The sequence below is a fragment of the Paenibacillus macerans genome, assembly GCF_900454495.1.
In the GTDB taxonomy this organism is placed as follows: domain Bacteria; phylum Bacillota; class Bacilli; order Paenibacillales; family Paenibacillaceae; genus Fontibacillus; species Fontibacillus macerans.
In genome coordinates, this window is sequence record NZ_UGSI01000001.1 from 1,586,821 (window position 1) to 1,612,607 (window position 25,787).

The 25,787-nt window shown below is 49.0% G+C and carries 25 protein-coding genes and 2 pseudogenes; 17 read left to right on the top strand and 10 right to left on the bottom strand.

All coding sequences use genetic code 11. The annotated features are described in order from the left end of the window. The first annotated feature begins 97 nt into the window (after positions 1 to 97). Both DYE26_RS33090 and DYE26_RS07245 read left to right on the top strand, forming a co-directional pair. A complete protein-coding gene (locus tag DYE26_RS33090; protein ID WP_127463426.1) occupies positions 98 to 526 on the top strand; it encodes a hypothetical protein in 429 nt (142 codons plus the stop codon). A 79-nt stretch (positions 527 to 605) separates the two neighbouring features. Continuing rightward, complete coding sequence (locus DYE26_RS07245) at positions 606 to 965, top strand: hypothetical protein (protein ID WP_036623231.1); 360 nt, start codon at positions 606 to 608, stop codon at positions 963 to 965. 199 nt (positions 966 to 1,164) lie between these two features. On the opposite strand, the gene DYE26_RS07250 is transcribed toward DYE26_RS07245, so the two are convergent. Then, positions 1,165 to 2,079: an NADP-dependent oxidoreductase gene (locus DYE26_RS07250; RefSeq protein WP_036623233.1), complete on the bottom strand. Its 915-nt coding sequence runs from the start codon at positions 2,077 to 2,079 to the stop codon at positions 1,165 to 1,167. A 224-nt stretch (positions 2,080 to 2,303) separates the two neighbouring features. Between DYE26_RS07250 and DYE26_RS07255 the strand changes: the two genes are divergently transcribed. Then, positions 2,304 to 3,197 (top strand): LysR family transcriptional regulator, encoded by an 894-nt coding sequence (locus DYE26_RS07255; protein WP_036623234.1) that lies wholly within the window; start codon positions 2,304 to 2,306, stop codon positions 3,195 to 3,197. 133 nt (positions 3,198 to 3,330) lie between these two features. Here the strand turns inward: DYE26_RS07255 and DYE26_RS07260 are convergent, their stop codons facing one another. Continuing rightward, positions 3,331 to 3,972, bottom strand: coding sequence for a DUF2628 domain-containing protein (locus DYE26_RS07260; protein ID WP_155620615.1), 642 nt, complete (start codon positions 3,970 to 3,972; stop codon positions 3,331 to 3,333). 481 nt (positions 3,973 to 4,453) lie between these two features. Between DYE26_RS07260 and DYE26_RS07265 the strand changes: the two genes are divergently transcribed. Then, the gene (locus DYE26_RS07265) at positions 4,454 to 5,449 is read left to right on the top strand and encodes a phosphotransferase (protein ID WP_036623236.1); all 996 of its coding nucleotides are present in this window, start codon (positions 4,454 to 4,456) and stop codon (positions 5,447 to 5,449) included. A gap of 491 nt (positions 5,450 to 5,940) precedes the next feature. Here the strand turns inward: DYE26_RS07265 and DYE26_RS07275 are convergent, their stop codons facing one another. Further along, complete coding sequence (locus tag DYE26_RS07275) at positions 5,941 to 6,570, bottom strand: TetR/AcrR family transcriptional regulator (RefSeq protein WP_036623240.1); 630 nt, start codon at positions 6,568 to 6,570, stop codon at positions 5,941 to 5,943. Positions 6,571 to 6,728: 158 nt separating this feature from the next. Between DYE26_RS07275 and DYE26_RS07280 the strand changes: the two genes are divergently transcribed. Further along, the gene (locus tag DYE26_RS07280) at positions 6,729 to 7,091 is read left to right on the top strand and encodes a winged helix-turn-helix transcriptional regulator (protein ID WP_036623243.1); all 363 of its coding nucleotides are present in this window, start codon (positions 6,729 to 6,731) and stop codon (positions 7,089 to 7,091) included. Between the two features lie 113 nt (positions 7,092 to 7,204). Here the strand turns inward: DYE26_RS07280 and DYE26_RS07285 are convergent, their stop codons facing one another. Together DYE26_RS07285 and DYE26_RS07290 are read right to left on the bottom strand one after the other, a co-directional pair. After that, positions 7,205 to 8,641: a hypothetical protein gene (locus DYE26_RS07285; RefSeq protein WP_036623245.1), complete on the bottom strand. Its 1,437-nt coding sequence runs from the start codon at positions 8,639 to 8,641 to the stop codon at positions 7,205 to 7,207. Between the two features lie 312 nt (positions 8,642 to 8,953). After that, positions 8,954 to 9,832, bottom strand: a complete 879-nt coding sequence (locus DYE26_RS07290; RefSeq protein WP_036623246.1) for a LysR family transcriptional regulator — start codon at positions 9,830 to 9,832, stop codon at positions 8,954 to 8,956. 145 nt (positions 9,833 to 9,977) lie between these two features. Here DYE26_RS07290 and DYE26_RS07295 point away from each other — a divergent pair, with 145 nt between their 5' ends. The 4 genes and pseudogenes from DYE26_RS07295 to DYE26_RS34065 all read left to right on the top strand — a co-directional run. Further along, complete coding sequence (locus tag DYE26_RS07295) at positions 9,978 to 11,402, top strand: non-oxidative hydroxyarylic acid decarboxylases subunit C (protein ID WP_036623248.1); 1,425 nt, start codon at positions 9,978 to 9,980, stop codon at positions 11,400 to 11,402. Between the two features lie 40 nt (positions 11,403 to 11,442). Then, positions 11,443 to 11,673, top strand: a complete 231-nt coding sequence (locus DYE26_RS07300; RefSeq protein WP_036623250.1) for a non-oxidative hydroxyarylic acid decarboxylases subunit D — start codon at positions 11,443 to 11,445, stop codon at positions 11,671 to 11,673. Between the two features lie 97 nt (positions 11,674 to 11,770). Next, entirely contained in the window at positions 11,771 to 12,493 is a 723-nt protein-coding gene (gene exlX / locus DYE26_RS07305) for an expansin ExlX (RefSeq protein ID WP_036623254.1), read from the top strand. A gap of 208 nt (positions 12,494 to 12,701) precedes the next feature. Then, positions 12,702 to 13,235: pseudogene (locus DYE26_RS34065) on the top strand (EamA family transporter); the annotation flags it as partial. Between the two features lie 904 nt (positions 13,236 to 14,139). Here the strand turns inward: DYE26_RS34065 and DYE26_RS07315 are convergent. Continuing rightward, positions 14,140 to 15,108, bottom strand: coding sequence for a tyrosine-type recombinase/integrase (locus DYE26_RS07315; protein ID WP_036623260.1), 969 nt, complete (start codon positions 15,106 to 15,108; stop codon positions 14,140 to 14,142). A gap of 214 nt (positions 15,109 to 15,322) precedes the next feature. On the opposite strand from DYE26_RS07315, the gene DYE26_RS07320 reads away from it, so the two are divergent. From DYE26_RS07320 to DYE26_RS07335, 4 genes are read left to right on the top strand one after another with little or no spacing between them, the layout of a single operon-like run. After that, a complete protein-coding gene (locus DYE26_RS07320; protein WP_051985462.1) occupies positions 15,323 to 15,955 on the top strand; it encodes an HD-GYP domain-containing protein in 633 nt (210 codons plus the stop codon). An 11-nt stretch (positions 15,956 to 15,966) separates the two neighbouring features. Next, a complete protein-coding gene (locus DYE26_RS07325) occupies positions 15,967 to 16,401 on the top strand; it encodes a chemotaxis protein CheW (protein ID WP_036623263.1) in 435 nt (144 codons plus the stop codon). Positions 16,402 to 16,412: 11 nt separating this feature from the next. Further along, the gene (locus tag DYE26_RS07330) at positions 16,413 to 18,119 is read left to right on the top strand and encodes a chemotaxis protein CheA (RefSeq protein WP_036623264.1); all 1,707 of its coding nucleotides are present in this window, start codon (positions 16,413 to 16,415) and stop codon (positions 18,117 to 18,119) included. Positions 18,120 to 18,132: 13 nt separating this feature from the next. Next, the gene (locus DYE26_RS07335) at positions 18,133 to 19,719 is read left to right on the top strand and encodes a methyl-accepting chemotaxis protein (RefSeq protein WP_036623267.1); all 1,587 of its coding nucleotides are present in this window, start codon (positions 18,133 to 18,135) and stop codon (positions 19,717 to 19,719) included. Between the two features lie 12 nt (positions 19,720 to 19,731). Here the strand turns inward: DYE26_RS07335 and DYE26_RS34070 are convergent, their stop codons facing one another. Next, positions 19,732 to 20,040 carry a hypothetical protein gene (locus tag DYE26_RS34070; protein WP_036623270.1) on the bottom strand — a complete coding sequence of 103 codons (309 nt, stop codon included), beginning with the start codon at positions 20,038 to 20,040 and terminating at the stop codon, positions 19,732 to 19,734. Positions 20,041 to 20,202: 162 nt separating this feature from the next. Here DYE26_RS34070 and DYE26_RS07345 point away from each other — a divergent pair, with 162 nt between their 5' ends. From DYE26_RS07345 to DYE26_RS07355, 3 genes are all read left to right on the top strand, one after another. Beyond that, complete coding sequence (locus DYE26_RS07345; protein ID WP_036623272.1) at positions 20,203 to 20,610, top strand: BlaI/MecI/CopY family transcriptional regulator; 408 nt, start codon at positions 20,203 to 20,205, stop codon at positions 20,608 to 20,610. Next, the gene (locus tag DYE26_RS33340) at positions 20,610 to 22,142 is read left to right on the top strand and encodes a M56 family metallopeptidase (RefSeq protein WP_063836310.1); all 1,533 of its coding nucleotides are present in this window, start codon (positions 20,610 to 20,612) and stop codon (positions 22,140 to 22,142) included. The genes DYE26_RS07345 and DYE26_RS33340 overlap by 1 nt, the downstream gene beginning before the upstream one ends. Positions 22,143 to 22,231: 89 nt before the next feature. Next, positions 22,232 to 22,600 carry a hypothetical protein gene (locus DYE26_RS07355; RefSeq protein ID WP_036623273.1) on the top strand — a complete coding sequence of 123 codons (369 nt, stop codon included), beginning with the start codon at positions 22,232 to 22,234 and terminating at the stop codon, positions 22,598 to 22,600. A gap of 55 nt (positions 22,601 to 22,655) precedes the next feature. On the opposite strand, the gene DYE26_RS07360 is transcribed toward DYE26_RS07355, so the two are convergent. Next, positions 22,656 to 23,240 (bottom strand): TetR/AcrR family transcriptional regulator, encoded by a 585-nt coding sequence (locus DYE26_RS07360; RefSeq protein WP_036623274.1) that lies wholly within the window; start codon positions 23,238 to 23,240, stop codon positions 22,656 to 22,658. Between the two features lie 161 nt (positions 23,241 to 23,401). Between DYE26_RS07360 and DYE26_RS07365 the strand changes: the two genes are divergently transcribed. Then, positions 23,402 to 24,316, top strand: coding sequence for a ketopantoate reductase family protein (locus tag DYE26_RS07365; protein ID WP_036623277.1), 915 nt, complete (start codon positions 23,402 to 23,404; stop codon positions 24,314 to 24,316). Between the two features lie 100 nt (positions 24,317 to 24,416). Here DYE26_RS07365 and DYE26_RS07370 read toward each other — a convergent pair. Further along, a pseudogene (locus DYE26_RS07370) lies at positions 24,417 to 24,630 on the bottom strand (EamA family transporter); the annotation flags it as partial. A gap of 170 nt (positions 24,631 to 24,800) precedes the next feature. Further along, the gene (locus DYE26_RS07375) at positions 24,801 to 25,655 is read right to left on the bottom strand and encodes a helix-turn-helix domain-containing protein (protein ID WP_036623278.1); all 855 of its coding nucleotides are present in this window, start codon (positions 25,653 to 25,655) and stop codon (positions 24,801 to 24,803) included. Positions 25,656 to 25,787: the final 132 nt, after the last annotated feature.

Consider the following 25,787-nt stretch of genomic DNA (forward strand, 5'->3'; position numbering starts at 1 on the left):
AACCGGCCTTGCGGCCGGCTGGCATCTTGCTGAAAGCAATTACGGCACTTAGGCGGATCTCATCTTTTGCAACTCGCCCCAAGCAGGACATGAAAAGATGGTTTGGTCCGGTATATCCTTAATGTCGGCCTTAGCTTTCTTTCTTCTGCCGTCTTCCGCATCTGCCGCACCAACTCCGCCGTTGACCGGTGTCAGCATTGTTGGCATCACGCCCGATGGCAATGGTTACAAGGGGAGCAATTCAAACCTTTCCGGAACCGAGTGTGTGATTGCAGTTTATTGTCAAGGTACGATCTGGGCGCCGCCGAACTATCCGGTCATCAGTCAAGGTGGTGAACTCGTTCCAACAACAGAAGATCGGCCTAACGAATATGTAACAGATTCAGGGGGGTATGTCATAGGGACGGTCCATTATCGCGCTTTTGATCTGAGTGACGTAACAACCGGTATTCTTTCGGCTTCCGCTCAAGACTATAATACTCCTCATAGAACATTTACCGATTTTATCTCTATCATAGTGTCGTAATTTAGAAACTAACCTATAATATTCCATTGACTTCTCGCCGATAAAAGTTATGAGTCAACCGAAGAAAGGAGGATCAACAATGGCTATAAATGCGAAGGTCAATGGACAATTCACGCCCGAATTTGCCGCATATACGAAACTTGTTCTCGTCAATCGGATTCAAAATCAAGCTCGCGGTATACGTACTGAAACCCAAAGCAATTCCATGAGTTTCCAACAGTTCATGGAGGCGATCCAAAAAGATCAGGAAGTAAATCATGCATACGCTAGGCCAGTTTCCGAAAACGAAGTGATCAACAATCGTATTTATGAACAAAACAACGGCCTTAGCTTTAGCGATTTCGCCACGGAACGTTATGCTGCAATTGAAAGAGCATATGAGCTTGGCTTGGTCGACCGCAGCGGTGTTTTGCTTGCTTCTTTTCAAACCGAAGCGTAACAGATTCTATGAAAAAACCTCGTTTATAGAATTGGCGAACGAGGTTTTTTCATTTTGTAATTTTTAACAGCGATTTATTGCTGGAATAAAGGGGGTTACGTTTCCCATTAATTCACGTCCCCCAACTAAAGATATCATTTCAGTCCTTATAGAACTGAAACAGCCCAACGATTTACTATAGAGGACGTTCTCTAACGCTTTACTTCAGCGTAAGAACGACTTTACCATACCCGTGTCCGGACTCGACTTCCCGGTGGGCGTTTGCGGCTTCTTCGAGGGGAAACGCTTTACGGATGGGGATACGAAGCTTCCCCTGAACATATAGGTCGACAAGCTCGGCCAGGCGCTCCTTGGATCGCTGGCTGCGGATAACACGCACGCCGAGCCGCTCCCCCAACTCGAATGAAACGATTGTGCCGATGCGGTGCTTGTCGATCCCAATCGCCAAAGAGCTGCGCAGCGCATCTTCTCCGGCCGCGTCCAAGGCGGCATCCATCCCATTGGGGGCAAGAGCGCGGACGTTTTGCACGAGTTCGTTCCCATAAGCGACGGGGATCGCGCCAAGCGAACGGAGATAATCGTGGTTGCGCAAGCTGGCGGTGCCGATGACGTTGGCTCCCCAAGCTTTGGCCAACTGCACGGCGAAGGTGCCTACCCCGCCGGCCGCGGCGTGAATCAATACCGTGTCGCCCGGGCCGACGCCCAGCTCCTTAAGCGCCGTGTGAGCGGTTTGACCCGACGCCGGCAAGCCGCCCGCTTCTTCCCAAGGCATTTCGTTTGGTTTACGCACGATCTGATCGGCAGAAACGACCACGAACTCGGCATAACAGGCCAGCAGCGCCCAACCCAAAACTTCATCTCCGGTGAAAAAATCCGCAACGCCCTCTCCAACCTGATCGACGATGCCGGCAAACTCGTTGCCTAAAATTTGCGGGAAGCTGATCTGAAGTCCCGGCGGCGCCCATCCGCTGCCGCGAACCGAACAATCGAACGGCTGAACGCCGGCGGCTCTTACCCTTACCCGAACTTGACCTTTACCGGCTTTAGGGTTCTCCAGTTCCATAACCTTCAGCACTTCCGGCGGCCCAAACGAAGCAATCGCCGCAGCTTTCATGCCCTCTCTCCCTCCTCTTGCCGAACCGTTCTCAAGACCCGGTTCCATTTGATTAACTGACTGAGCATTTCGCCCGCCATTCCATCGTTCACCTCCTGTCCGGGACCTGGACGTATTGTCAGTGTCCGTATCTATGGCTATTGTAAAAGCTTTATTGTATATTGAATAATATATATTTCCTTATCTTTTTATATTGTTGAGTGTATGAATATGAGGTGTAGATTATGGAACTTTTGCAGCTGCAGTATTTCCGGACCGTCGCCCGTCTTGAGCATATGACGAAAGCCGCGGAGGAAATCCGCATAGCCCAGCCCGCGCTGAGTCAAACGATCGCGCGGCTGGAGGCCGATTTGGGGGTTCCTTTGTTCGACCGTAATGGAAGGCATATTAAGCTAAACGGATACGGGAAGGCCTTTTTGAAAAAGATTGAACCTGCCCTTGCTCTAATCGAAGAGGGACGCGCGGAGGTTGCGGATTTGGCTGGTTTGGAAGGCGGCCGCGTCTTTCTGTCGACCACGACGCACAAATGTTTTACCGACGTCATCGGCTCGTTTATCTCCCGGCATCCCAAGGCCAGACTGCAGATCACCCAGGCCTCGACCCTGGATAAAATCAAGCAATTGCGAAGCGGGGACATCGATTTTTGCATCACCTTCCCTCCGCTGCAGGAAGAAGGCATTGAAGGGATTCCGTTCCTCACCGAAAATATCAACATCGCCGTGCCTTTGGCGCATCGTTTGGCCGATCGGTCAAACATCGACTTAAGCGAGCTGGCGGACGATCCGTTTATTTGCATTCATGCGCAAAATCCTTTTCGGCAGATGACCGACGCTTTTTGCGAGCAGGCCGGCTTCGCTCCGAATGTGGTTTGCGAGGTCGATGAATTATCCGGAGTCATTCATTTTTTGCGCACCGGGATTGGCGTCGCCTTCTTGCCGGAAACCCTTTTTGAAGGTCAGGAAATGGGCTTTCGGCTGATCCGTATCGAAAACCCCGACTGCCGGCGCACGTATCAAATCGCCTGGCTGAAGGACCGCTACCTTTCCGTTGCCGCGCGCACGTTCCGGGATTATGTCGTCGATTACTTTCAGGAGCAGCCCAAACAATATAAGATTTAACGGTTAGCGGCTGCATTCTAAATCAACTCTCGCTAGCCTGATTCTCCCCCTCCTCAGAAAGCAAAAAAGGACAGCCCTCTTTATAGAGAACTGTCCTTTCTCGCATTTGCGCCAAGTTATGCAATAACGTCGTTTAGTAGGTTAACTCTTCCAAATATCCCAGGATAATGGCTCCGATTAGAAGCATAATTATTCCAAAGGCAATGCCCCAACCGGAGGTTCCACCCTTTTGTTGAATTAGATTACGGCGAATTTCCGGATTTGCATGCAATAAAAGGATGTGATCAATCTCTTTTTTGGCTTTGCGGTAATACAATTTATTTCCGAATATTCCGTTTAAGATAAAGATTATTGTAAACGCATACCTAAGCGAGAAGCCCAATAACAGTTCAAACAATCCCAACACGACGGTGATTCCTATGTATATCGCGCATTCGGCATACATTTTTCGATAACCGAACCATACAGGCGAAAAAAGAAAAGCCGGCCAATTCCATTTAGAATCTTTACGCCATTTTTCAATATATTTATCACCGTGGGTATACAACCTTAACCATTCAAGTTCAGGCACATCATTAGAGTTTGATTGGTGATTTTTCCAAGTGGGGGCTTGAAGTTGATACGTTCGCCCTTGATGCGTTTGTTGTTGATTTATTTGTTGTTGATTTGCCTTCTGCCGATAAGCTTGGTGCTCCAAAGGTTTCCCACAGTTTTCACAAAAGCGGGCTGTCGTACTTGTACGCTGTCCGCATGAAGAACAATACCTTGCTTCCAAATAAATTCTCCTTCCTCCGTCATTATGTCTCCCGTTTACAAGTTCATATTCTTAACAAACTTTTTATTAGAAATAGTCTATATGAACTATAGTCATATTCTACTACAAAATGGGAGAGTGTCACTATGAATCATAGCAGCAGTTGTAGTGGAGCCGCCCCACTCGAGCGTACCTGCTGCCTACTGCAGCTTTCTTGGTTCATTGTTGAATGGAATTGTTGTAAAATGTACAATTACTAATCCGGGAATGCTGCCACAGCGCTTGTTTAAGTGTAAAACCTGCAATTACTCCGCCATCTTTTAAGATAAGGCAAAGAAACGAGGAACTAACTGTATGAAATGCAATTAAACGAAGGATTGGGTGAATGGATATAAAGTTAGTTGTATGATTTGCAATTAATGGTCATAGTAGGGCCAATTAAGGAACATTTAGAGTCGATGATATAATGATTGCTGAACCAACCTAAGGAGCCTGTAAACAAATGGACACAACAAACCAATCATACTACCGAGCTATTCTGGCCGCTTATCCGCTACCTCCCGCCCTGCGGATCGAAGAGCGCGACAGCGGCATGAACAACACCACCCGCTACGCCGTCCTTGAGGACGGACAGGTTCAGGTTCTGCGCGTTTATGAGAACCATCGTTCGGACCTGAAGCTGGCGGCCGAACACGAGCTGCTGCTCCTGCTGGCGCGGCAAGCGCTGCCGTTTCAAATCCCTTGCCCGCTTCATACCAAACAAGGCGGGACCTGGACGACCGCGCCGGACGGAAAGCTGGCAGCCGTGTTCGCGTACTTGCCCGGCGCGAAACCGGCGGCCGGCCGCCACGACTTGTCTTACGCCTACGGGCGTGCCGTCGGCGAGCTCACGTTGGCCATGGAGGAGCTGCAGCCTGCAGCCGCGCCCGCTTATCCGCCTTACGATGAGCTGCTCGGCCCGGATACTGAAGAAGCGGCGGCAAGCGCCCGCCGCCTCTATAACACGGATCCGGCTCTCAGCGCGCTGGCCGGAGATGCCGGCTTCCTGCTGGACGTCCTGAATTCGTTGTCCGCCCAGGCCGCATCCATCCGCCGCTTGGAGCGGCAATGGATTCATGGCGACTTCTCGCACTCCAACGTCCTCGTGGAAGGTGGGGAAATCCGCGCCGTGCTTGACTTCGAGTTCGCCACCCGCGATCTCCGGGCGATGGAACTCGCCGTCTGCCTGGCCGAGCAGCTCTCTGCTCCCGGCGGCCTCTCGAGAGCCGTCGCGAAGGAAATGCTGGCCGGCTATCGCAGCGTGCGCACGCTTGTGGCGGAGGAGTTGGAACGGCTGCCCGAGCTGCTCCAGCTCCGCAAGCTGGACGTCTTCCTGCACTTCCTGCACCGCTATCAGGCCGGACTCGATCCGGCTCAAGTCTTGCAAGACCAAACGAGAAAATCGTCGGCCGTATGCCGTTTTATCGGCTCGCATGCCGATTGGATCCGCAGCCTGTGACCGGAAATATGAAAAAAAGAAACCTTCGGACTTCACTTGCGATCCGCAGGTTTCTTTTTTGTTATTCTACTTTTTTTCCCGGATTCAAATAATGGAGTCCAAAGCATGTTTATTCACCTCTGTCACAAAATTTAGGTATTACTTCTGTAACAATCGACTCGAAGTACCCTGATCGTTTTCCCACTCGGGGTATGGTCTATCTCTTCAGCAAGCTCCAGATCGCCGCATCTCATTACAGGTTCGAGCAGCATAACATATCTATAATTTCCGGGCTGCTCCTGAAAAAGCCTGAAAAGTGCCGCAGCATCTTCACGATCACCATATAACGCAATAACTTTACAATAGGAAGCCAGTATAGCTGCGGAAGTCCTTGGATAGCTGCCGAGAAGACGGCCCAGTTGTTCCGTGTATGGAAGCATCATACTCTCCTCATTTCTAATACAGGTAATTCCCAAGTCAACTGCTGCGGTTAGACATATAATTTGTCCCGCTCAAACGCTCCCCTGCTCGCCCGGCTTGGCCGCTAGCGCATCCCATACGCTCATCAGCTCTGTAATGGCTGCGTCAATAACCTCGTAAGGAACGCCGTCCCGGGCTTGCGTGGAAATTCCTCGTAAAAATGTTTCAAATAACGTAACCACCATGGAGGTATCCGTGAATTTGGGCAACTCTCCGTTGGCCACGGCCCGTTCTATACAATCGTTCAGCCAACCGCGGACCCGCTCCCTTTCCTTGGCCAGCATCTCTCTGATGTGTTTTTGCTCGGGGGAACAGTTTACAGCGGACAAAACCAGCAGACAACCCCGAGGATGGGAATTCTCCGTCTGCATTCGCGCCGATTGCCGCAATCCCAGCTCCATGGCCTCTTTCGCTGATATGCTCGTATCCCTGAAAATTTCCGAAACATGTCCATAAGTCGATATATATCGATCCACCGCTTCGCGGAATAGCGCTTCCTTGGACTCGAACGCCGCGTAAAAACTCGCCGCCGATATATTTCCCATCCCCGCCCGCAACTGAGCCAGTGAAGTGGATTCATAGCCATATTCCCAGAACAGAAGCATGGCGGCAGCCACTGCCTCGTCACGATTAAATGCGCGTGGACGTCCCGTTCGTGGCATAAGATGACCTCCCTTATGATTTTTATACTAATCGATCCACAACTCCTTGACAAGGGAGCCTGCCCCAACTTAATATATGGAATGATCAATCCGTAATTTAATTCAGCTTAAGGAAGAAACTAAATGCTTCAATACTTCTGACAAGGATGTGTTGATAGATGATCAACTTTAGAAACGAAACCTATCGCTGTACTTCGGAAATTGTTCTCAGCTTAATCAGCGGGAAGTGGAAAATCGCCATTTTGAACCACTTAGCCAAAGGCCCGGTACGGTATAATGAACTACGGCGGCTGCTCCCTGAAGCGACCCAGCGCATGCTTACGATGCAGCTCAAGATGCTGGAAAACGATGGGCTCATTATCCGCAAGGTTTATCCGGTTTCACCGCCAAAAGTGGAATATGATTTGTCCGAGCTTGGCAAACAATTGGCTCCCATGCTTTTGATGTTATGCGATTTTGGCACCACCTATATCGAAAGCTTTCCCGATGAAGTATCGTACACCAATCATAAGCATGCTTAAGGAAAATACGCGGTTAAAGGGCCCCCCTTAACCGCGTATTCCGTGATCACAAGCTTCCTTCGTGTATTGGCCGCCCAGCCCTTGCTCCGCTTTAGAAGCGCTGCGAGCAAGACTTACAGCACTAAAAATTGCGTTCCGAACCCCTTGCCGGAAACATATGCCGCTTCCAGTTCCTCTGGATTCCCTCTGTCCAATAAAACCACATTTTCGGGATACAGCTTCCCTAGCAGAGCCCATAACACAAGTTCATTTCCGCCGGTTGGAATAAAATGAATGCCATCGGTGTTCGTCACCAGACCGGAATGCGAGAGAATGTCTGCCGCAAGGTGCCGGCTGAGGGAGTTTCGCTTCGCGGCTGCGGTATCGGGATTGTCGCTCCCATGCGGACGATATAAAAACCGCTGGCCCCTAAAAAGCTGGCCGAGATCTACCGCAAACTCGCGGCCTTCCATTTTCAAGCTGAACCGCAGGGTTGTTCGATCGTCTCTCCTATTTGGCAACAACCGGGCGATGGCTGGTTCATCATTATGCTCCCCGGAATAAGCAAGCCTTTCCTCCTTGTTTACCGGTGCCCCCTTTCCCGCCTCGTTGCGCGGCGCGGCATAATAATCTTCATATTCATAGTCAAAGGAGACCGCGGCCAACTCTTGTGTTTCATCCGCTCCATCTGCCGCTATGGTTTGTACCGGATGCCATTTCAGCAGATAGCGCGCCGCCGTCCCGGCCTGCTCTCCCAAACCCGCCGGCAAGACGGTTCCCAGACGATATTGGAAGCCGTAACCGGCTTTGGTTAACCCTGAACTGACCACACTTTGCGCATACTGGACCATCGATTTGTGCGTCAACTTTTTCCCCAGTAATTGCGTTAAAAAAATCTCCCGGGCCGGCTCCAGAAAACGCAGCCCTTTGAACTCCGCGTACTCCTTGACCTCGAACGGAACCTCCTCCCAATTGGCGAACGGAAGCAAGGCATCCCGCAGCAAAACGAATTGGTGCAGGTATTCATTATAAATCTGCATGACCCTTGGGCCGCCGAAGGGTCCCCAAACCTGAGCAATCGCCTCCGGGATCAAGGCATGACCGTAACAATGGCTTCTAAATTCCAGCTTTCCGAGCGTTTCCGGCCCATACTTGGCGAGCGTCTTTTTCCCGGCATTTATCTCCCTGGCCCAGCTTACCAATTGCTCGCCGATGCGCACCGCTTGAGCCGTAATCTCGGCGCCGGCTTTATCCTCAAGCGCCAATGGCCCCAGCGGCAAAGATGACACGCGTCCGGAAATCGCCAAATTGGCTTGAAGGCTGTCTAGCAGCACCGCCGGATCGCTGTTCACCGGTTCTCCAAGCTGTACCAGCATCGCCTCGAGCATCTTATCGAGCTCCATAACGATCTCTTTCGCCCGATATATTCCCGCGGGCAAATTCCAATCCAAAGCCGCGTTTACGCCCTGTCTGATGGAATCGCCGGGATACTTGCCAATGAGAGGCTCAATATCGATAGCCTTCCCCCATACGATTCGCTTATCATTCAAAGTAAGTTGATATTCCTGCATACTTTCGCACCTCACCTATATGTTTTTAAACGACCGTCGCACTCGGCGAATTTTGGATCGACCGTTCTACATGTAGGTTATCAGGTTGCCCTGTGCTTGAATAGTACGCACTTTTTTGTATGATCCGATCATTTTTGTAAGGTAGGATACATTTTGATACTGCTCCCGATAGGTTTGGCAGTTTATCTATCTTCGCAATTCACTAAGCTATAGACATAGATTATCAATATAAAACATCTGGACTAAATAATAAAAGCACAACACTAACACGGAAAGTCCATCACCGTCCGAACTTGTTGTTTTAATGCAAAATCATTTAAACAACTCCATATATTCTTTGGCGGCTTTGGACAAGTACCCGCTGCTGCGGTAAATGACTGACGGCTCGGAGCAAAGCGGACAGTCGGTGATTTGCAAAACTTTGTAGTTGCCCGGCGGACTTAAGTCCAAAACGGATTTAGGAAGCAAAGCCGCCCCGAATCCGCCGGTAACCATACTGAGCAGCATCGCCGAATCATGGCATTCACATAAAATGTGCGGAACCTCACCCAGATCGGCAAAACACTTCATAATTCGCCCGTACATCCCATCACTGCTGGCAGAGCGCAGCACAATCAACGGCAGATCGGCAATTCGTTGAAACCCAACCGCTTCCCGCTCACGGTCCGCCAAGCTCCAATGCTTGGGAATCACCAGCACTAAAGGGTCCGGCGGCAAGCGAAACGAGCTCAGGCCCTTTACCGGAAGCGGACTGCTGCTAATCGCGATTTCTATCTCCCTGTTCTCTATCAATTCTCCCAGGCGAACCGGGTCCCCTTCCCAGACTTTATACTGCATATCGGGGTATTTTTCGCGCATGCGCCTCATCTTGGACAGCATTAATGCCGCACAGTACAGACTTGAACCGACAGAAATGAATCCGTGCGCCTCCTTGTTCATTTCCCGCATTTCCGTGACCAGTTCGGAGAAGCTGGCGAGCAATTGCTTAGCGTTTTGATAGAGCACTTCCCCTTCAGGAGTCAGGCTCACCTTCCGTTTATGCCGTTCAAACAACAATACGCCGAGCTCGTCCTCCATCCCCTTAAGCTGCTTGCTGAGCGGCGGCTGCGCCATATGCAGCCTTCTTGCCGCTGCCGTAATTTTGCCTTCCTCCGCGATCGCCACAAAGTATTTCAGCTGTCTGATATCCATATAAGGCCGCCTCCAATCCATATATAGCCAAAAAGTATGGACAACATAGCCAACAAATATTTTAACTATACTAACTCCCGCTCTACACTTTGTATGTAAGAAATTTAATAAACAACCAATCCATCTTAAGGAGGGAAACCGCCCTATGGCGTATCAAGATCTCAGGGAATTTCTAAGTGCACTTGAACAGGAAGGGCAGTTGCTGAACATTGAAGAAGAGGTAAAGCCCGAACCCGACATTGGAGCGGCCGGACGCGCTGTGGCTAATTTAGGGGGAAACTCGCCGGCGCTTTTGTTCAAAAACATTTACGGTTATCGCAACGCACGCATAGCGATGAACATGATCGGCTCCTGGGAGAATCATGCGCTGATGCTCGGACTGCCGAAAAACACGCCGGTCAAAGAGCAGTTTTTTGAATTTGCCCGCAGATTCGCCAAGTTTCCGGTTGCCGTAAGACGCGAGACTAAGGCGCCGTTTCAGGAAAACCAAATCACCGAAGATATCAATCTGTTTGAGCTATTTCCTTTGTTCCGGCTGAACCAGGGAGACGGCGGATTTTACATCGATAAAGCCGTCGTAGTCTCGCGGGACCAATACGATCCTGAACATTTCGGCAAGCAAAACGCCGGCGTATACCGCTTTCAGGTGAAAAACAAGGATACCTTGGGCATTCAACCGGTGGCTCAGCACGACATTGCCATTCATCTCCGCCAGGCCGAAGAAACAGGGCAAAATCTCAAAGTGGCGATCGCGCTGGGGTGCGAACCGGTGATTACCACCGTGGCAGGTTCGCCGATTCTGTACGACCAGTCCGAATACGAAATGGCCGGAGCGATCCAGGAGGCGCCTTATCCGATTGTCCGGCTGGAGCATGGAAACCTGGACGTCCCTTGGGGAGCCGAGATTGTGCTGGAAGGGGAAATCGTCTCCCGCTACCGGGAGTTTGAAGGTCCGTTCGGCGAGTTCACCGGGCATTATTCCGGAGGCCGCGCGATGCCGATCATCAAGATCTCCAAGGTTTACCACCGTACCAACCCGATTTTTGAACATCTGTATCTCGGCATGCCCTGGACGGAAATTGATTATATGATGGCGATCAATACCTGCGTTCCTCTGTATCAGCAACTGAAAGACGCCTATCCCGAGGAAATCGTGGCGGTAAATGCGATGTATACACACGGGCTGCTGGCCGTCATTTCCACCAAAACCCGTTACGGCGGATTTGCCAAAGCCGTGGGCATGCGCGCGCTGACAACACCGCACGGGCTGGGTTACTGCAAAGTCATCATCGTCGTCGATGAGGACGTCGACCCGTTTAATCTGCCCCAGGTCATGTGGGCCATCTCCACGAAAATGAACCCGAAATACGACGTCGTTGTCCTACCGAACTTGTCCGTTCTACCGCTTGATCCGGGTTCCGACCCCGCCGGCATCACCGATAAACTGATTATCGATGCGACCACGCCAAAAGCGCCGGAAACGCGGGGCCATTATTCGCAGCCGCTTGACTCTCCGCTAAATACGGACGTATGGGAGAAAAAGCTGGCTGAGCTGCTCAGACAGAAATAACCGTGCGACTCATTTCCATTCAACAAAGGAGTGTATATCTATGAAAACCTGTCCGCGCTGCAATTCAGAAAAAGCGTCCGTGCTCGCGAGTTCGCCGGTAAAAGGAGCCTGGGAACTCTATCATTGCCCGGTATGCTTGTTTATCTGGCGGTCTACAGAACCGGAGTCGATCACGGACCCGCAAAAATATAACCCGTCTTTTAAAGTCGATCCTACGGATATCCCCAAAGCCGCTCATGTTCCGGTGATTCCGCCGCTGAGAAGAAATTAGGATTATATTTTAGGTTAAATATTCCTATTGAAAAATATGGCAGATCATGAAATGATTTAATATAACCTATTTTTTCTGGTTGCCAAAGGAGGGAATGATGATGACAAAAGTAAAATTCCGCTGGAAAACAAGCGTGCCGGCTCTCGCCTTAATGTTAAGTTTAATCGGGTTTGCCCTGCCTGCTTCCGCGGCTTGGGAAGATACGTACACCGGATATGCGACCTACACGGGCTCCGGTTATTCAGGCGGCGCCGCTTTGCTTGATCCGATCCCGGCGGATTTGGAAATCACCGCTTTGAATCCGGCACAGTACAACTATGGAGGCATCAACGCCGCACTCGCCGGGGCCTACCTGGAAGTGGAGGGACCGCTCGGCACCACTACGGTTTACGTCACCGATTTGTACCCTGAAGGGGCCAGCGGTGCATTGGACTTATCTCCTAACGCATTTGCCAAAATCGGAAATATGGTAGACGGGAAAATTGATATCAAGTGGAAAGTGGTTGAAGCGCCGATTACCGGAAATGTCCAGTACCGGATTAAAGAAGGCAGCAGCCAGTGGTGGGCGGCGATTCAAGTCAGAAACCACAAATACCCGGTATTAAAAATGGAAGTGCTGCAAAACGGGACCTGGGTCAATCTCGAAAAGCAACCTTACAATCATTTTCTGGGAACCGGTCTGGGTACGAAAGACCTGACCATTCGCATCACCGATATCAGGGGTCAAACGCTGACCGATACGATCCCCGCCCTGCCTGAAAACGGCACCAGCCAAGCCTACATCGTTCCGGGACATGTCCAATTTACGGGCTCCTATTAATTGAACTTTCGCAGAGCCAAAATCGGCTTAACCTGGACAATACGGCTAACCCCAAGTCGATACGGTTTTCAGACCAGCGAGAGGTAGGAGGGCAAAGACATTGACGCGGCTAGCTTTCCGCTTCTTGTGTTTCTTGTCCCACCATAGACTCATGCGTCTACTTATGTGCCAATCCACCTGACCTCCTTTAGGCGGTTGCTGTTATGGAATATTGTCCACTTTTGTCAAATTGGCGTATTCGGCAGGTTTCACAGTGTCGGCAGTAACCGGTGGACAGTATTTCTTCGCGTATACAAATATTGAAGCTAATCTTGTCCGGATTGGGATCGGTGCTCTGCTGGAGTGGGTGTTCCATAAAAAAGCCGACAAAGCGTAAGCTTATTTCCATTGGGCTGCTTCTGGTCGGTTCCGTTTTGGCGGCCAATATGCTGTTTCAGGAACGCCTGGCGTTGTCGTGGCAGGAAGCATTTGGGGAATGCTTGCGGCATTAACCTTTTCCACATTCGTTTTTTTGAGCAGCTCTGTTGAAAAAGCAACCCCTCCCATTTTAAAAAGCGCTCTTCTTTCCACGGGAGGGGTATTAACCGTATTTATCGTATTTCCGCCTACGTTTTTATTGGACTTGGATGTTTAAATGGGGTTGATCCCCTATGGATTAGCTCTGGGAGTATTCGGGGTCGTCCTTCCTCCCCTTTTGTTTTCAATCGGCATGCCGCATGTTGGTTTTGGATTAGGAACCATTTTCCACTTGATGTTCCAGCCTGCCGCTTGCCTTTGCACGATTATTCCTTTCGTTCAGGGAACGGGGGAAGGAGGCTAGAGCAAGGGTTCCAAAAAAAGTGAGAAGAAAAAGAGAGGGGAAAATGAGGCGGTTCAGGTGACATTTTCGGCTTGATAAGGGAACGTATGTTTTGTATAATGAAAATAAGTCGACTTATGTTCGAAAATTCTCAATCTTTGGGAGAGAGCAAACATGGAGATCAATGCGGGAACGGATCTTCAGCCATTCAGCAGCCGTTACTTGATCTTTTGTCCGGTCTGTTTCACCTCCCCTAAACCTTATTCCTTCTCTTAAGCCCGTCTAAATTATCTCGAACCTATCTGCTTCTCCACCAAATATTTTTTTCTCCCAAGCTTGTCTTTCTCTCTGCTATCTGATCAAACGGGATAATCGTGCAAAGTCTCCGGACGCGAGTGTTGATCTGCCGCGCCTCCCCCCCATGCCTCAAGCTTTCAACGCCCTTCCGCGTTTCTTGCCACTCTTAATTCTTTGAATACCTTCAGCTCAGGGACTCAAGCTGATTTTTGCTCTGCGAATGTTGAGTTAATAAATCAAGCGAGCTCCCATGACATAACCTAGGACTCGCTTGACAAAAAAAACTGCCGGTAAACCGATAAAACTGCGAAGGACCATCGCAACCAACTTCTCGGACGGTATCGCCAATATGTACAAATTGTAAATAATTAACTTGAGCAATATGTTGCTTAAAGAATGAGAAAACAGCCTAAAATAGTAATGATGATGAAAAAGGTCGCATAATGATAATTATCCGACAAAAGACATGGGTAAAAATGTAGAAAAAAATAAAATTTTGCGGAGCGCTTAATCAAATTATAGGCCAAATAGCACGCTTTTGCATAGTACGTCAGTTAATAAATTCCTTTAAGCAGTCCTGTACATAATCCGGAGCTGCTTTTTTCATTTGCTCTACAGTATGCAAATATCGCTGAGTCGTATTGATATGCGCATGCCCAAGCGTTTCCTGCACTTGCTGAAGCGAAGCTCCTCCCAGCAAAGCCAAGGTTGCGTTGGTATGCCGCAGCCAGTGGGGCGTAAGCTTTTTTGTAATGCCGCAGCTTTCCCCGGCTTTACGAATGATACGTTCAATTTGTCTCGTAGAAATAGGAAACAGCCTGAGCGTATCGGGTGGTTCCGCGCCACCGGCTAGACCCCTTGCATATTCCGCAAATATTTCCCATAAATGCTGGGGCACCTTTATTTCTCTTGTCCTCCCTCCTTTTGTATAGTGAAGCGTAAGCCAAACGCTGGTCTCCATAGGATCAGTATGGAAATTTCCCCAGTACACCGAATTCAGTTCGGACACCCGCAGACCAAGCAATACAAGCGAAAGCCCCATCAAATAATTTCTTTGGCTTTGCTGCTGCAAATGCTTAAGCAACAATCCTACTTCCTTTTTGGTTAAAAAGTTACGGTGGCTGGTCACCTGAATTACCGGCAAACGCACATTCGTTGTAGGATTCTTTTCAAAAAAACCTACGTTGCTGTCGCTCCCCCACTTGTACAGCGATTTTAGCGGAGCAATAAAAGCGGCGATGCTAGCCGGGGCCAATGCGCGTTTGGAGGTTACTTTCTCGCGTTGCTGCAGGTACAGCTTGAAGGCCTCAATCTCTCTCCATGTTACCGAATCAAGCTTCTTGAACCCGATGAACTCCCGAAAACAATGGATTGCCCTCAAGTAGCTCCTCCTCGTATTGTCTGCCGTACAGCAGGCACTCACAAACATGTGCACGATTTTTTCGTCGCTAAAGTTATTCAAGTTCGTATGCAGCATAGTCAACTGATTTGCAGCATTCTTGTTGCTATTGGTAGTCATTATCCATCCTCCCCAAATTTTGTCGGATAATTATCATTATACGACCTGCTATGGACTTTGTTCACTAGCCCTTGGACCAGCGCAGGAGGAAAGACATTCACAGGTCTGCCGGAGGTTATGTTTTAAAGGAAAGGAGGGCTTTTCACCAAGGCCAACGCCGTAACTTGGATGGCTTCTATTTTTCAAATATGTCACAAGAAAAGGAGAGAACACCATGAGCTCCTTGCAGAAATTTATTGACAATCAGGTTATGGTACAGCAAGATTCAACATCACTGATTCAGTTGATCAACTTTATGCGCGCAAAACGTCCTGAAGTCTATCGGCATAGCATACGGGTAGCTATGCTGGCGGAACGTATAGCCACGGAGATGAATCTGGAGGAATGCGATAAAGAAAACTTGCTGCGCGGCTGCTTTCTTCATGATCTGGGGAAAATCATGCTGCCTTTGGATGTGCTGGAGCAGGCTGCGCCCCTTACCCCGCGCCAATGGAAAATTATCAAACTCCATCCGCAGGTGGGCGCCGACCTTTTACATAACATCTCCGAATTTGAAGAACCGGTCATCGAAGTGATTCTTTATCATCATGAGCGTTGGGATGGGCAAGGTTACCCCTATGGATTGAGAGAACAGGACATTCCATTATTGGCCCGCATCTGCTCTGTAGCCGATGCCTTTGACGCCATGATGAGCGCACGTCCATACCGTCAAAGTTTGCCATTGGAACAGATCAAGCAGGAGCTATGGAGGAACAGAGCCATCCAGTTCGATCCTGATATCACCCGCTTGACACTTGAACTGCTTGAGTCGGACACGTCTTATTTCGAATTTTTTCAAGAAAGGTAGGGAAATCGCGCATGCATTCAACGGACAATGAGCAGTACATCGAGTTTTGTGTAGATGGTGAGAACTACGCGATCTCCATCTCCGAGATTCATGAAATTATTAAAATGCAGGAAATCACGGATATCCCCAATACTTATTCATATGTTCAGGGTGTCATCAATTTACGCGGCCGGATTGTACCTGTCATCAGCCTAAGAAGCTTATTTATGCTGGAGCCGGACGAGTACACGAAAAATACGCGTATCGTGGTCGTCAACCACAAACAGGAAGCGGTCGGAATCATTGTGGACAAGGTTAGCAAAGTAACTACCTTTGGGGACATTCAGCCTCCACCCGACAAGATTGCCGATGTAAGCGGCAGTTATTTTACAGGTATTGGGTTGGCGTCTGATGAAAGCCTGGTGGGAATTCTAAAGCTGGATGAAGTGCTTATCGGAAACAGCTAGGAGGCGAACCGGTGACGGATCTATCGGAATACCGAGCATTATTTTTAGAAGAGCTGGATGAACAGCTTCAATATATTGAAGAAGAAGTTTTGCGTCTTGAGCATGAGGGGGATACCGACACGGCCGTTGATCGGCTGTTTCGGGCCGCGCACACTTTGAAAGGCTCCTCGGCAGCCATGGGTTATCACAAAATGAAGGAAGTGACCCATCAACTTGAGCATCTGCTCCATCAAGTGCGAAACGGTGAACGAACGGTCACCAAGCCATTGATCAACCTAATGTTCACGGGACTCGATGTCATGAAAGGGCTCCAAGCGGAAATTGTCCGAACCGATGCCGAAACTTCGGATATTTCTCCTCTTCTGCAGCAACTTCAGCAGTTCAGCATGAATGCTGCCTCGGAATCAGTTATTCCCGAACCCCCCAATGCATTTTCCGGAGGTGCAAAGGAGGAACTGCCGGGGGATGTGGGACAGCCTCCTGCGCAGCGCTCCGTTTATACGGAGACAAAAAGCAAATCGCAAACGATCCGAGTCAATATTGAACGGCTGGATCATCTGATGAATCTGGCGGGTGAACTGGTTATTGATCAGACGCGGATCCAACAGGTGAATACGTTATTTAGACAAAGATTTGGTTCTGATGACCTTGTGGAAGAGCTATTTCAGCTTTCCGATCACTTGAGCCTGCTCATCGGCGAACTGCAGGACGGTGTGATGAAAGCCCGGATGCTTCCGATTGAGCAGTTGTACAACCGTTTTCCGCGCATGATTAGAGATTTGGCCGAATCTTTGGGCAAGCAGGTAGACCTCATTTTGCAGGGTAAAGACACCGAACTGGATCGCACATTAATTGAAGAAATTGGCGATCCTTTGATCCACTTGCTGCGCAATGCCGTTGATCACGGCATTGAAGCGCCGGAGCAACGGCGGTTGAGCGGCAAAAGCGAACGCGGTACGGTCACCTTGTCCTCCGCACATCAGGACAACCATGTCGTGATTTCAATCCGGGACGACGGCGCTGGCATCGATGCGGACAAGCTTCGCGGATCCGCGGTAAGCAAAGGGCTGCTATCGCAAACCGAAGCCCGGCGCTTAAGCGATGAGGAAGCTTTGCAGCTCATCTTCAAGCCCGGTTTTTCCACGGCTTCCGCAGTCAGCGATGTCTCCGGGCGCGGCGTCGGCATGGACATCGTCCGCAACAATATTGAACGAATGAGCGGCATGATCGATGTTGAGACCGTTAAGGGACAAGGTACCCTGTTCCGTATCCGCCTCCCTCTTACTTTAGCCATTGTCACAGGACTGCTCGTTAATATCAGCGGGCGGGTATTTATTATTCCCATGAGCAGTGTGGCGGAAATTACCCGGATCGAAGCCAAAGAAATCAAAAGATTGCGCGGGAAACCTGTAATTAAGATTCGTCATCAAGTTATTCCTGTCATCTGGTTGCACGATCATTTTCAGTATCCGCGTCCCCCCGTTCGGCGTTATTTGCCCATGGTCATTATCGGAAGAGGCGAAAAACGAGCCGCGCTGGCGGTAGACGAGCTGATGGGCAATCAGGAGATCGTTATCAAAAGTCTTGGCAGCTTTATCGGCAAAATCGGCGGCATTTCAGGAGCAACCATTTTAGGCAGCGGGAATGTGGCCCTTATTCTTGACGTGGAAAGCGTTGTTAAGCTTTCCGGCCATGCACAGGCAAATTCATCAATTTAGGAGGCATCATTAAATGAAATTTTTCTATAATCTGAAAACGAGCGTAAAGCTGATTTCCGCATTTTTGCTAGTATCTCTGATTCTCGCTTTTGTTGGCTTTTATAGTCTTAATAATTTGAACAAAATGAATGGTTCCGTGAAGTCCATGTACGAATATGGCCTTGTTCCCTTACAATCCGTACAATCGGCGCAGATCAGCTACACCCGCATGCGGGTGCTGATTCGCAACATCTATATGGCGGATGACAGAGCCGCGCAAGAGAGCAACGCAGAACTCCTGGAAACAGAGAAAAAAGAACTGATGAATCATATGAACGCTTTTCGCAATACGGTCCTGAGCGATAAATCCGCGGCTGCTTTGGAGCCGTTTGACGGACTCTGGAATGAATATGCACCTTTGGTTGATAAAGCTGTGCAACTAGGATTGAATGGACGCAGTGACGAGATGAAGACGCTGATCAACAACGATTTGACCACGGTCGGCAATAAAATCAGAGACTTGTTGAACACTTTGATCGATATCAATATGGCGGAGGCTGACGAGACCAAAGATGCGGGCGAAGCATTGTACGTTTCCTCCCGGAATGTATCCATTGTTGTTATCGCAGCTTCCGTGGTGATATCTATTTTGCTCGGATACGTGATCTCGCAGATTATATCGAGACCCCTCGCCCGCGTCGCTCACCTCGTCCAAGAAGTAGCAGGCGGAAATCTGCAAAACGCACTGGATATATCCACCAAGGATGAGATCGGACAACTCGCCCAAGGAGTCAATAACATGGTGGCCAGCTTGCGGGAAACCGTCAGCAACATTTTAAGCCACTCCCAAAGCCTCGCCGCAGCATCGCAGCAAATTTCGGCCAGCACCGAGGAGATTGCCAGCGGGAATGCAAGCCAAGCCAATGATGCCCAAACCATCAGCGAGCTGTTCAAAGAATTGTCCTCAGCGATTCATGCTGTGGCCCGCAATACCGAACAGGCCTCGGAATTGTCCAGCGAAACGGTGCGCATCGCCGAAGAAGGCAGCGGGGTCGTTCAGTCATCCAGCGAAAGCATGAAATCGGTAAGCCTGCAGATGACAAGACTGGAAGATGACTCGCAAAAAGTCGGCGAAATTATCGGGGTTATTGAAGATATTGCGGATCAAACCAATCTGCTGGCGCTAAATGCCGCTATTGAGGCCGCGCGGGCCGGAGAACAAGGGCGCGGGTTTGCGGTCGTCGCCGACGAAGTACGGAAATTAGCCGAACGGAGCGGCGAAGCCACGAAGCAAATTACGGGCATCATTAAAGGAATGCAGGAAAATACACGCGCCAGTGTAAAATCCGTGCAGGAAAGTGCGGAATTGTCCGAACGCACCGGAGAATCTTTTGGGCACATCGTCAGCTATGTCAATGATGCCGGCCAAAAGGTGGCAGAGATCGCTGCCGCCAGCGAGCAGCAGGCTGCGCAAACCGCCACCGTGCTCTCCGCGGTTGAGAATATCTCGGCTACAACGCAGGAAGCGGCCGCAAGCAGTGAAGAAACGGCTGCCACCGCCCAATCGCTGGCCCAACTGGCGGAAGAACTGCAGCGTTCCGTTTCTGTGTTCAAGCTTTGAGATTAAACCGCATCATTCTATTAATAGAGAAGCCTTTTCGAGAATCAGCATTCTGCGAAAAGGCTTCTTACTGAACAAATCTGGTCTGCCTTCATTCAAACAACCGCTTATGCTTATGAAAAAATCGATAAAAAAATTGTACGTTGTCCAGTTCAAACCATTCTGCCGTTTGCAAAGGTTTTGCATCCAAATTATGGATTTTGGCATACAGCGTGCAAGCTCATTGATTTGCTCTGCCAGCTTGATTGGGTTGGCAGGAGGGATATATGTTGGGATTTCGACTCGTACAAGAAGAAGCTTGAAGCTTCTTGGATAAATCATTGGTGCACTCCCTTTGCCTTTCTTCTGATTTTGATTCTATTTTTCTAGAAAAAAGACATGGATTTCTCAAGATGAAATTCATTAGACTATAAACATAGTCCTTCTTCCGACCGATATATCTTTTAACTAACCAGCGCATCTGTAGAAAAGGGGAAATTTTCTTTGAGAAAAAAAGCACAGAGCATCAGCCCTTCCGAACTGGTCGTCATGAAGGTGTTGTGGAAGGAAAGAAACTGCACCGCCAGTGTCATCATTGATCAGGTGTCCATGGAAGCCGAATGGCATTTTCGCACGATCAAGACGCTGCTGCGAAATTTGGTAAGGAAACAATTCGCAGGTTTTAAGGTGGATGAACACGACAGCCGAATCTATTATTACTTTCCTCTGATCGAAGAGGAAGCTTATTTGCGGCAGGAGCGGCAGCAATTTTTGGATATGTATTATAACGGGAACAGGCACTCCCTTCTGGCAGGATTCCTTCAGGACGGGGGCCTATCCCCGCGCGAGGCGGAAATGCTCAAACAACTGTTGTCCCAAAATGACGAGCCCCGCGGGGATGAGCGGCCCTGATGGATATACTGCTGCCTTTGCTCGCCTTGAAAGGAATCGAATTGACGCTGGCGGCCTCCGTGATCGCGCTCCTCGTGCTGATGCTTCGCCGGTTCGGACGCAAACTGCTGGGGCCCCAAACGATATGCTGGCTCTGGCTCCTATTCCTGTTAAAGCTTTGCCTGCCTTTCGCGATCCCGAGTCCTACCAGCATTGAAAACTGGACTGACGCCTACCTGTACGAGCGGCAATTCGGCGTCGGCGCCGCGTTCTCTTCTATAGGAAGGGGCTGGAGTGAAGTCAGGGAGGTTGTATTGGGTCCACCCGCCCTTTCCCCCCCTTCCCGGGAAACGCGTGTGTACCGTGACGGCGAAGAAACGTGGATTCCCCTCCCTTCGTTGGAGCACCAATTGATCGAATCCACCCGCACCCAATCAAGCCTGACGGAGGTAGTTATTGCGGTCGCATGCGTATGGATTGGCGGGATTTGCATTTATGCGGCCATCGATTGGACACGAAGCCGCCGGACGCGCCGACTTGTCCGATCAGCACTTTCATGCGAGGACCGGGAACTGCTTGAGTTGTTCGACAAATGCCGAGAGGAAGCCGGCATACGCGGGCATGTCCGTCTAATGAGATCGGGGATTCTCTTCCCCGCGCTTCACGGATTACGCCGGCCGGTCATTTTGCTGCCATACGACTACGACAAGAACTATTCGGCGGAAGAATTGCGGTTTATTCTGTTGCACGAGTTGATGCATTACAAGCAAAAAGACCTCCTCTTGCTCGGTTTGTCCCGAGCCTTGCAGATCGCTCATTGGATAAATCCGCTCGTGCACTTGGCCGTACATAAGTATCGCGATGATCTGGAAATCCGCTGCGATTCGCGCGTGTTGCTGCTGCTCAGACGTGAGGAACAAACGCGCTACGGGATGCTGCTCATTAGACAAGGGGAGTTGAACAGCATGCCTTCTCTTCCCGGAATCGGAGCGAACTTGGTGACCCGGCACGCTCCACTGGCGGAACGGATCAGAACGATCGCCAATTTCCGAACCGAGCGCCAGGGCAAACTCAAGGCTATCTCGGGTGTCTGCCTGTTTGTTTTCTTATTTTTTTGCCTGCTGCCTTCAAACAATATGTACGCTGCTTTATATGCGGATAATTCACCAAAACTATACGCGTTTTGGTTGGACGAACGTACCGATCCGCGCAGTCAGCAGACCCTGTCCAGCATTGCGGAGCAAATGAGCGGCCTCCCGTCCAACAACCCAAGCGTCTCCATGCTGCTCAAGTCAGACTTTGACAGCTTGCCGCTTGGGCAGTTCCGGACCCGCCTACGGATACTTTCGGAGACCGAAAGGGATTGTCCGATCTATGTGGATACGCAGCCGATTCGCGATTCGGTCCGGGAACAAGGATTACAAGAAGGACATGTGCTGGTGACGATACAATATCCTTACAATTACGTCAAGTATTGGGGCTTCGGTGTCGGCAAAAGCGTGCTGACGGACCTGTCCAGTCTCGAGCAATTGGAACAGCTGGCATTGTACTGACAAGCAATGATGCAGGTAGGGCTTTGTTCGGTAAAAGGACTATAATTATAGTCTTTTTATAAATCAGATGCATGAAAGGATGATCGTGAATGCAAGTCGCTTTATTGGGAGACCACGTGTGCCGCTGCATGGAATCCCCGGTCCGAAAGCTTGAAGCGGAGAACGGAGCGGTGCCTTTTTCAAGTTACCTGACTCCGATGTTATCGGAAGCACCATCCCTTAATTCCTATCCGTATGTTGGGCTTTCTGAGATGGGGCTGGGCAATTACCCGCAATCCCCCTACTCTATGCTGTTCCCGTTCATTGCCGGATTGGGCAGCCGGAACAAAGAACTGTTGAGCCTAGCGCTTTTGTCAATCGCCGGGCAAGGACTCATGTCGCCGAGCTACGGTTATGCGACGGGATGGGGGACGAACCGCATGCTAAACAGCGCTTCCGGCTTCGATCTCAGACTGTAGCAACCATTCGCGTCCAGCAACCGGCCGCTCCGATTCATGAACCGGTTGCTGGACCTTATAGCCCATTGCGATACTGCCTCAGTCCGTTCATTACAAAAGGACGAACTATATCTACAAGTAAATCAGCTCTATTGTTTCCCCCAACCGTAACCCCATAATGCGCAGCGCCATAGATTGCCGAACCAGTCATGGCCGCAATAATCTTTACATGATCGCGGTCTGTCTTATGTCTGGTATCTTCTTTCAAAAGAATGCTTTCTATGGTTTGCTGCAACATTTTCTTTATTTTATCATCGACAAGCGTAGCAAATGCGTTGGAATCTATTCTGCATATCCGATAAAAATCTACAATGTAGTTATGTGTCAGCAAGATCAACTGGTCGCATATTTCATCGGTAAACTCCCGCGCATTCACCACTTGTTCAGGAATCATCTCGTGAAATGCCTGTTCCGTGATTTCTTCCAACAAAGCATATTTATCTTCATAATGGGCATAAAAAGTGGCGCGGTTAATAGTGGCTCTCTGTGCAATATCTTTTATGGTTATGGCATCAAATCCTTTCTTCTGCAACAAATCTCTGAATGCTTCCCCTATTAACTGTCGTGTACGCAAAACCCTTGGATCTTCCTGATTTACCATATCTATATCCCCTAACTAAGCATCAAATTATCACAATGTGTTGTCTATGCGACTTTTCGCTAACTTTGCCGGTTGAAATCATACGAATGCTGTACTATCATTTTATCCGACAGGTGTTGCTTAAGCAATCTGTGAATAATTCGTTGAAAGGAAGGATCACCATGGATACCAAACAAAATAGACTCTTGATATTTGGCGCCGGTGTGATTGGCAGTGTATATTCACTCAGGTTTGCACAGTCAGGACTGGACGTCACCTTACTGGCACGAGGAAAGAGGCTGGAATCGTTGAAAAGGAACGGACTGAGATACAACGATAATGGAACGATAAAGCAAACATCGGTCAAGACGATAGAAAAACTTGAAAACGAGGACATTTATGATTTCATCTTTGTTCCCGTACGATATGATCAAGCCGAATCTGCCCTGACAGCGATCAAGAATAATCAGAGCAAAACCATTGTCACCTTGACCAACACCATTGGATATGACACCTGGCTTGAAATCGTGGGCGACCGGTTACTCCCGGGATTCCCGGGTGCAGGCGGAGATATCAAAGAAGATGTTCTGTACGCAGAGTTCGGTTCCGAAAAACATCAAGGAACCATTTTTGGTGAAATCCATGGACAAACGACCGAAAGATTGAAAGAACTTGCCAAAATATTAGAAGCAGCGGATTTGCATTATGAAATCCAGAATAACATTCAGGCATTCCATGTTTCACATGCTGCGCTCGCTATAGTCAACAAGCATTTCTATACAAATGACGGAATGGTGGATATAGAGACGGCAAGAAGCGAGAGCACGCTAAGCAAGGTCGCCGCAGATATTAAACAAAATATTCGCCTGGTTGAGCAAGCCGGAATCCCGGTAATCCCGCCTGAAATGAAGGTAATGGGAGAATGGCCTGAGAGCGATATTATATCATCATACCGCCAGATGCTGAGCAATGACTTTATCATCGATGTAAAGCTTGGTAACCATGCCGTCAGCCAAAAAGCAGAAATCCTGTTATTGGATGAATTGTTTCATAAAAAGCTCTCCTTAGCGTCAGATAATCAACACGAGAGAAGATAAAATGTACGGTCAGGATTATTGAAATGTTTAGTCCGCATTTTCAAGGATCTCGAAATAAAAAAACTCCAATTAAACAATAAATGCCTAATTGGCGTTCATCCACATGCGGCATGCCAATTGAAAAACAAAAGCGGCGGAAGAACGACTCCGAATATACCCAGAGCTAATCCATAGGGAATCACCACCACTAAAACATCCAAGTCAAATAAAAACGTTGGCGGAAATACGATAAATACGGTTAATTCTCCTCCCGTGGACAGAAATGCACTTTTTAAAACAGGAGGGGTTTCTTTTTCAACAGAACTGCTCAAAAAAGAACGTTGTGAACGCAAAAAAACCACACAAATGACCGGCAAGGCCTTTGTGTGGCGAAAATAGAGACTATTCTCCAGAAAAGTCCACATCATCCAAAATAGGTTTTAGGTATTCCGTTCCTGTAGCTTTATAAAAGCATCCTTTGAATGTTGTCAATTTCAGCATTGCGTTATTGAACGGCCGAGAACTTACGGGACATCGTCCGATACGTTGTCGGCGAGATCCCTTTTTTGGATGTAAATTGCTTGATGAAGTAGGTATCATACTCAAATCCGGTGGCACGGGCGATATCATTCAGGTTCATATCCGTATGCGTTAACAGATCACCCGCTACTTTCAAACGATGCGAAAGCAAGTAGCCGATCGCTGTAGTTCCGCATCTTTCCTGAAACAACTTATTAAGCGTCACACGGTTCAAATGAGCGCAATTCGTCAAATCTTCCAAAGTAATTTTTCTGGGATAATTCGTGTGTATATATTCCAACACCAAATCAACAGGCGATTGTTCGCTATTGCGATTCAAATCCTCAAGCAAACCCATAATTTGAATAAAGTATTTTTTTATTCTGCACGCCCACCGTTCATCGCTTTGCGCCTGCACTTCCGTACCAAGTACAAAAAACCATTCAAATAAAAGCGGATATGCTTTCTCGGTTATACGAGGCACACCTCTATTGGGATGATCACATTCAAAAAAGGAAAGACCTGTTTGTATTCTCGGAGCAGACGGAAAGTAACCCTGGGTTTCGGAAAGAGTTACGCTGTTCAGAAACTCGGGATGAAAACTAAAGGATTGTGCGGCAATGTTCTGCTTCTCAAGGACTTTCAGATCATCATCTTCAGCCAGGCAAAGAACGCCGGGAGCGGCGATAACGATCGGGCGTTCGTTTAATATCCCGCTCATGCTTCCGGACGTAATGAAAATCAGAGTTAGACGTTCAGGATATGGAAGATTGCTAAAATCCTCCACGGCGGCAAATTCGATGTTCACGGTACGGTTTTTGTATCGATCCATTTGCGGCATAGCAGTCACCTATTATCAAATAGTATAGTTAGATGCTTCATTTATGCCAGTGTACCACACAATTTTGAGGGATATAATAACGATGTAACAACTAAGTCCATGCTTGGCGAAGCAAGTTTGTGCGAAGTTGAC

Bases quoted from the DNA above. Each gene is read 5' to 3' on its own strand.
- DYE26_RS33090 (WP_127463426.1), top strand. From the start codon at position 98: ATGGTTTGGTCCGGTATATCCTTAATGTCGGCCTTAGCTTTCTTTCTT.
- DYE26_RS07245 (WP_036623231.1), top strand. From the start codon at position 606: ATGGCTATAAATGCGAAGGTCAATGGACAATTCACGCCCGAATTTGCC.
- DYE26_RS07250 (WP_036623233.1), bottom strand. From the start codon at position 2,079: ATGAAAGCTGCGGCGATTGCTTCGTTTGGGCCGCCGGAAGTGCTGAAG.
- DYE26_RS07255 (WP_036623234.1), top strand. From the start codon at position 2,304: ATGGAACTTTTGCAGCTGCAGTATTTCCGGACCGTCGCCCGTCTTGAG.
- DYE26_RS07265 (WP_036623236.1), top strand. From the start codon at position 4,454: ATGGACACAACAAACCAATCATACTACCGAGCTATTCTGGCCGCTTAT.
- DYE26_RS07275 (WP_036623240.1), bottom strand. From the start codon at position 6,570: ATGCCACGAACGGGACGTCCACGCGCATTTAATCGTGACGAGGCAGTG.
- DYE26_RS07280 (WP_036623243.1), top strand. From the start codon at position 6,729: ATGATCAACTTTAGAAACGAAACCTATCGCTGTACTTCGGAAATTGTT.
- DYE26_RS07285 (WP_036623245.1), bottom strand. From the start codon at position 8,641: ATGCAGGAATATCAACTTACTTTGAATGATAAGCGAATCGTATGGGGG.
- DYE26_RS07290 (WP_036623246.1), bottom strand. From the start codon at position 9,832: ATGGATATCAGACAGCTGAAATACTTTGTGGCGATCGCGGAGGAAGGC.
- DYE26_RS07295 (WP_036623248.1), top strand. From the start codon at position 9,978: ATGGCGTATCAAGATCTCAGGGAATTTCTAAGTGCACTTGAACAGGAA.
- DYE26_RS07300 (WP_036623250.1), top strand. From the start codon at position 11,443: ATGAAAACCTGTCCGCGCTGCAATTCAGAAAAAGCGTCCGTGCTCGCG.
- exlX (WP_036623254.1), top strand. From the start codon at position 11,771: ATGATGACAAAAGTAAAATTCCGCTGGAAAACAAGCGTGCCGGCTCTC.
- DYE26_RS07315 (WP_036623260.1), bottom strand. From the start codon at position 15,108: ATGACTACCAATAGCAACAAGAATGCTGCAAATCAGTTGACTATGCTG.
- DYE26_RS07320 (WP_051985462.1), top strand. From the start codon at position 15,323: ATGAGCTCCTTGCAGAAATTTATTGACAATCAGGTTATGGTACAGCAA.
- DYE26_RS07325 (WP_036623263.1), top strand. From the start codon at position 15,967: ATGCATTCAACGGACAATGAGCAGTACATCGAGTTTTGTGTAGATGGT.
- DYE26_RS07335 (WP_036623267.1), top strand. From the start codon at position 18,133: ATGAAATTTTTCTATAATCTGAAAACGAGCGTAAAGCTGATTTCCGCA.
- DYE26_RS34070 (WP_036623270.1), bottom strand. From the start codon at position 20,040: ATGATTTATCCAAGAAGCTTCAAGCTTCTTCTTGTACGAGTCGAAATC.
- DYE26_RS33340 (WP_063836310.1), top strand. From the start codon at position 20,610: ATGGATATACTGCTGCCTTTGCTCGCCTTGAAAGGAATCGAATTGACG.
- DYE26_RS07355 (WP_036623273.1), top strand. From the start codon at position 22,232: ATGCAAGTCGCTTTATTGGGAGACCACGTGTGCCGCTGCATGGAATCC.
- DYE26_RS07360 (WP_036623274.1), bottom strand. From the start codon at position 23,240: ATGGTAAATCAGGAAGATCCAAGGGTTTTGCGTACACGACAGTTAATA.
- DYE26_RS07365 (WP_036623277.1), top strand. From the start codon at position 23,402: ATGGATACCAAACAAAATAGACTCTTGATATTTGGCGCCGGTGTGATT.
- DYE26_RS07375 (WP_036623278.1), bottom strand. From the start codon at position 25,655: ATGCCGCAAATGGATCGATACAAAAACCGTACCGTGAACATCGAATTT.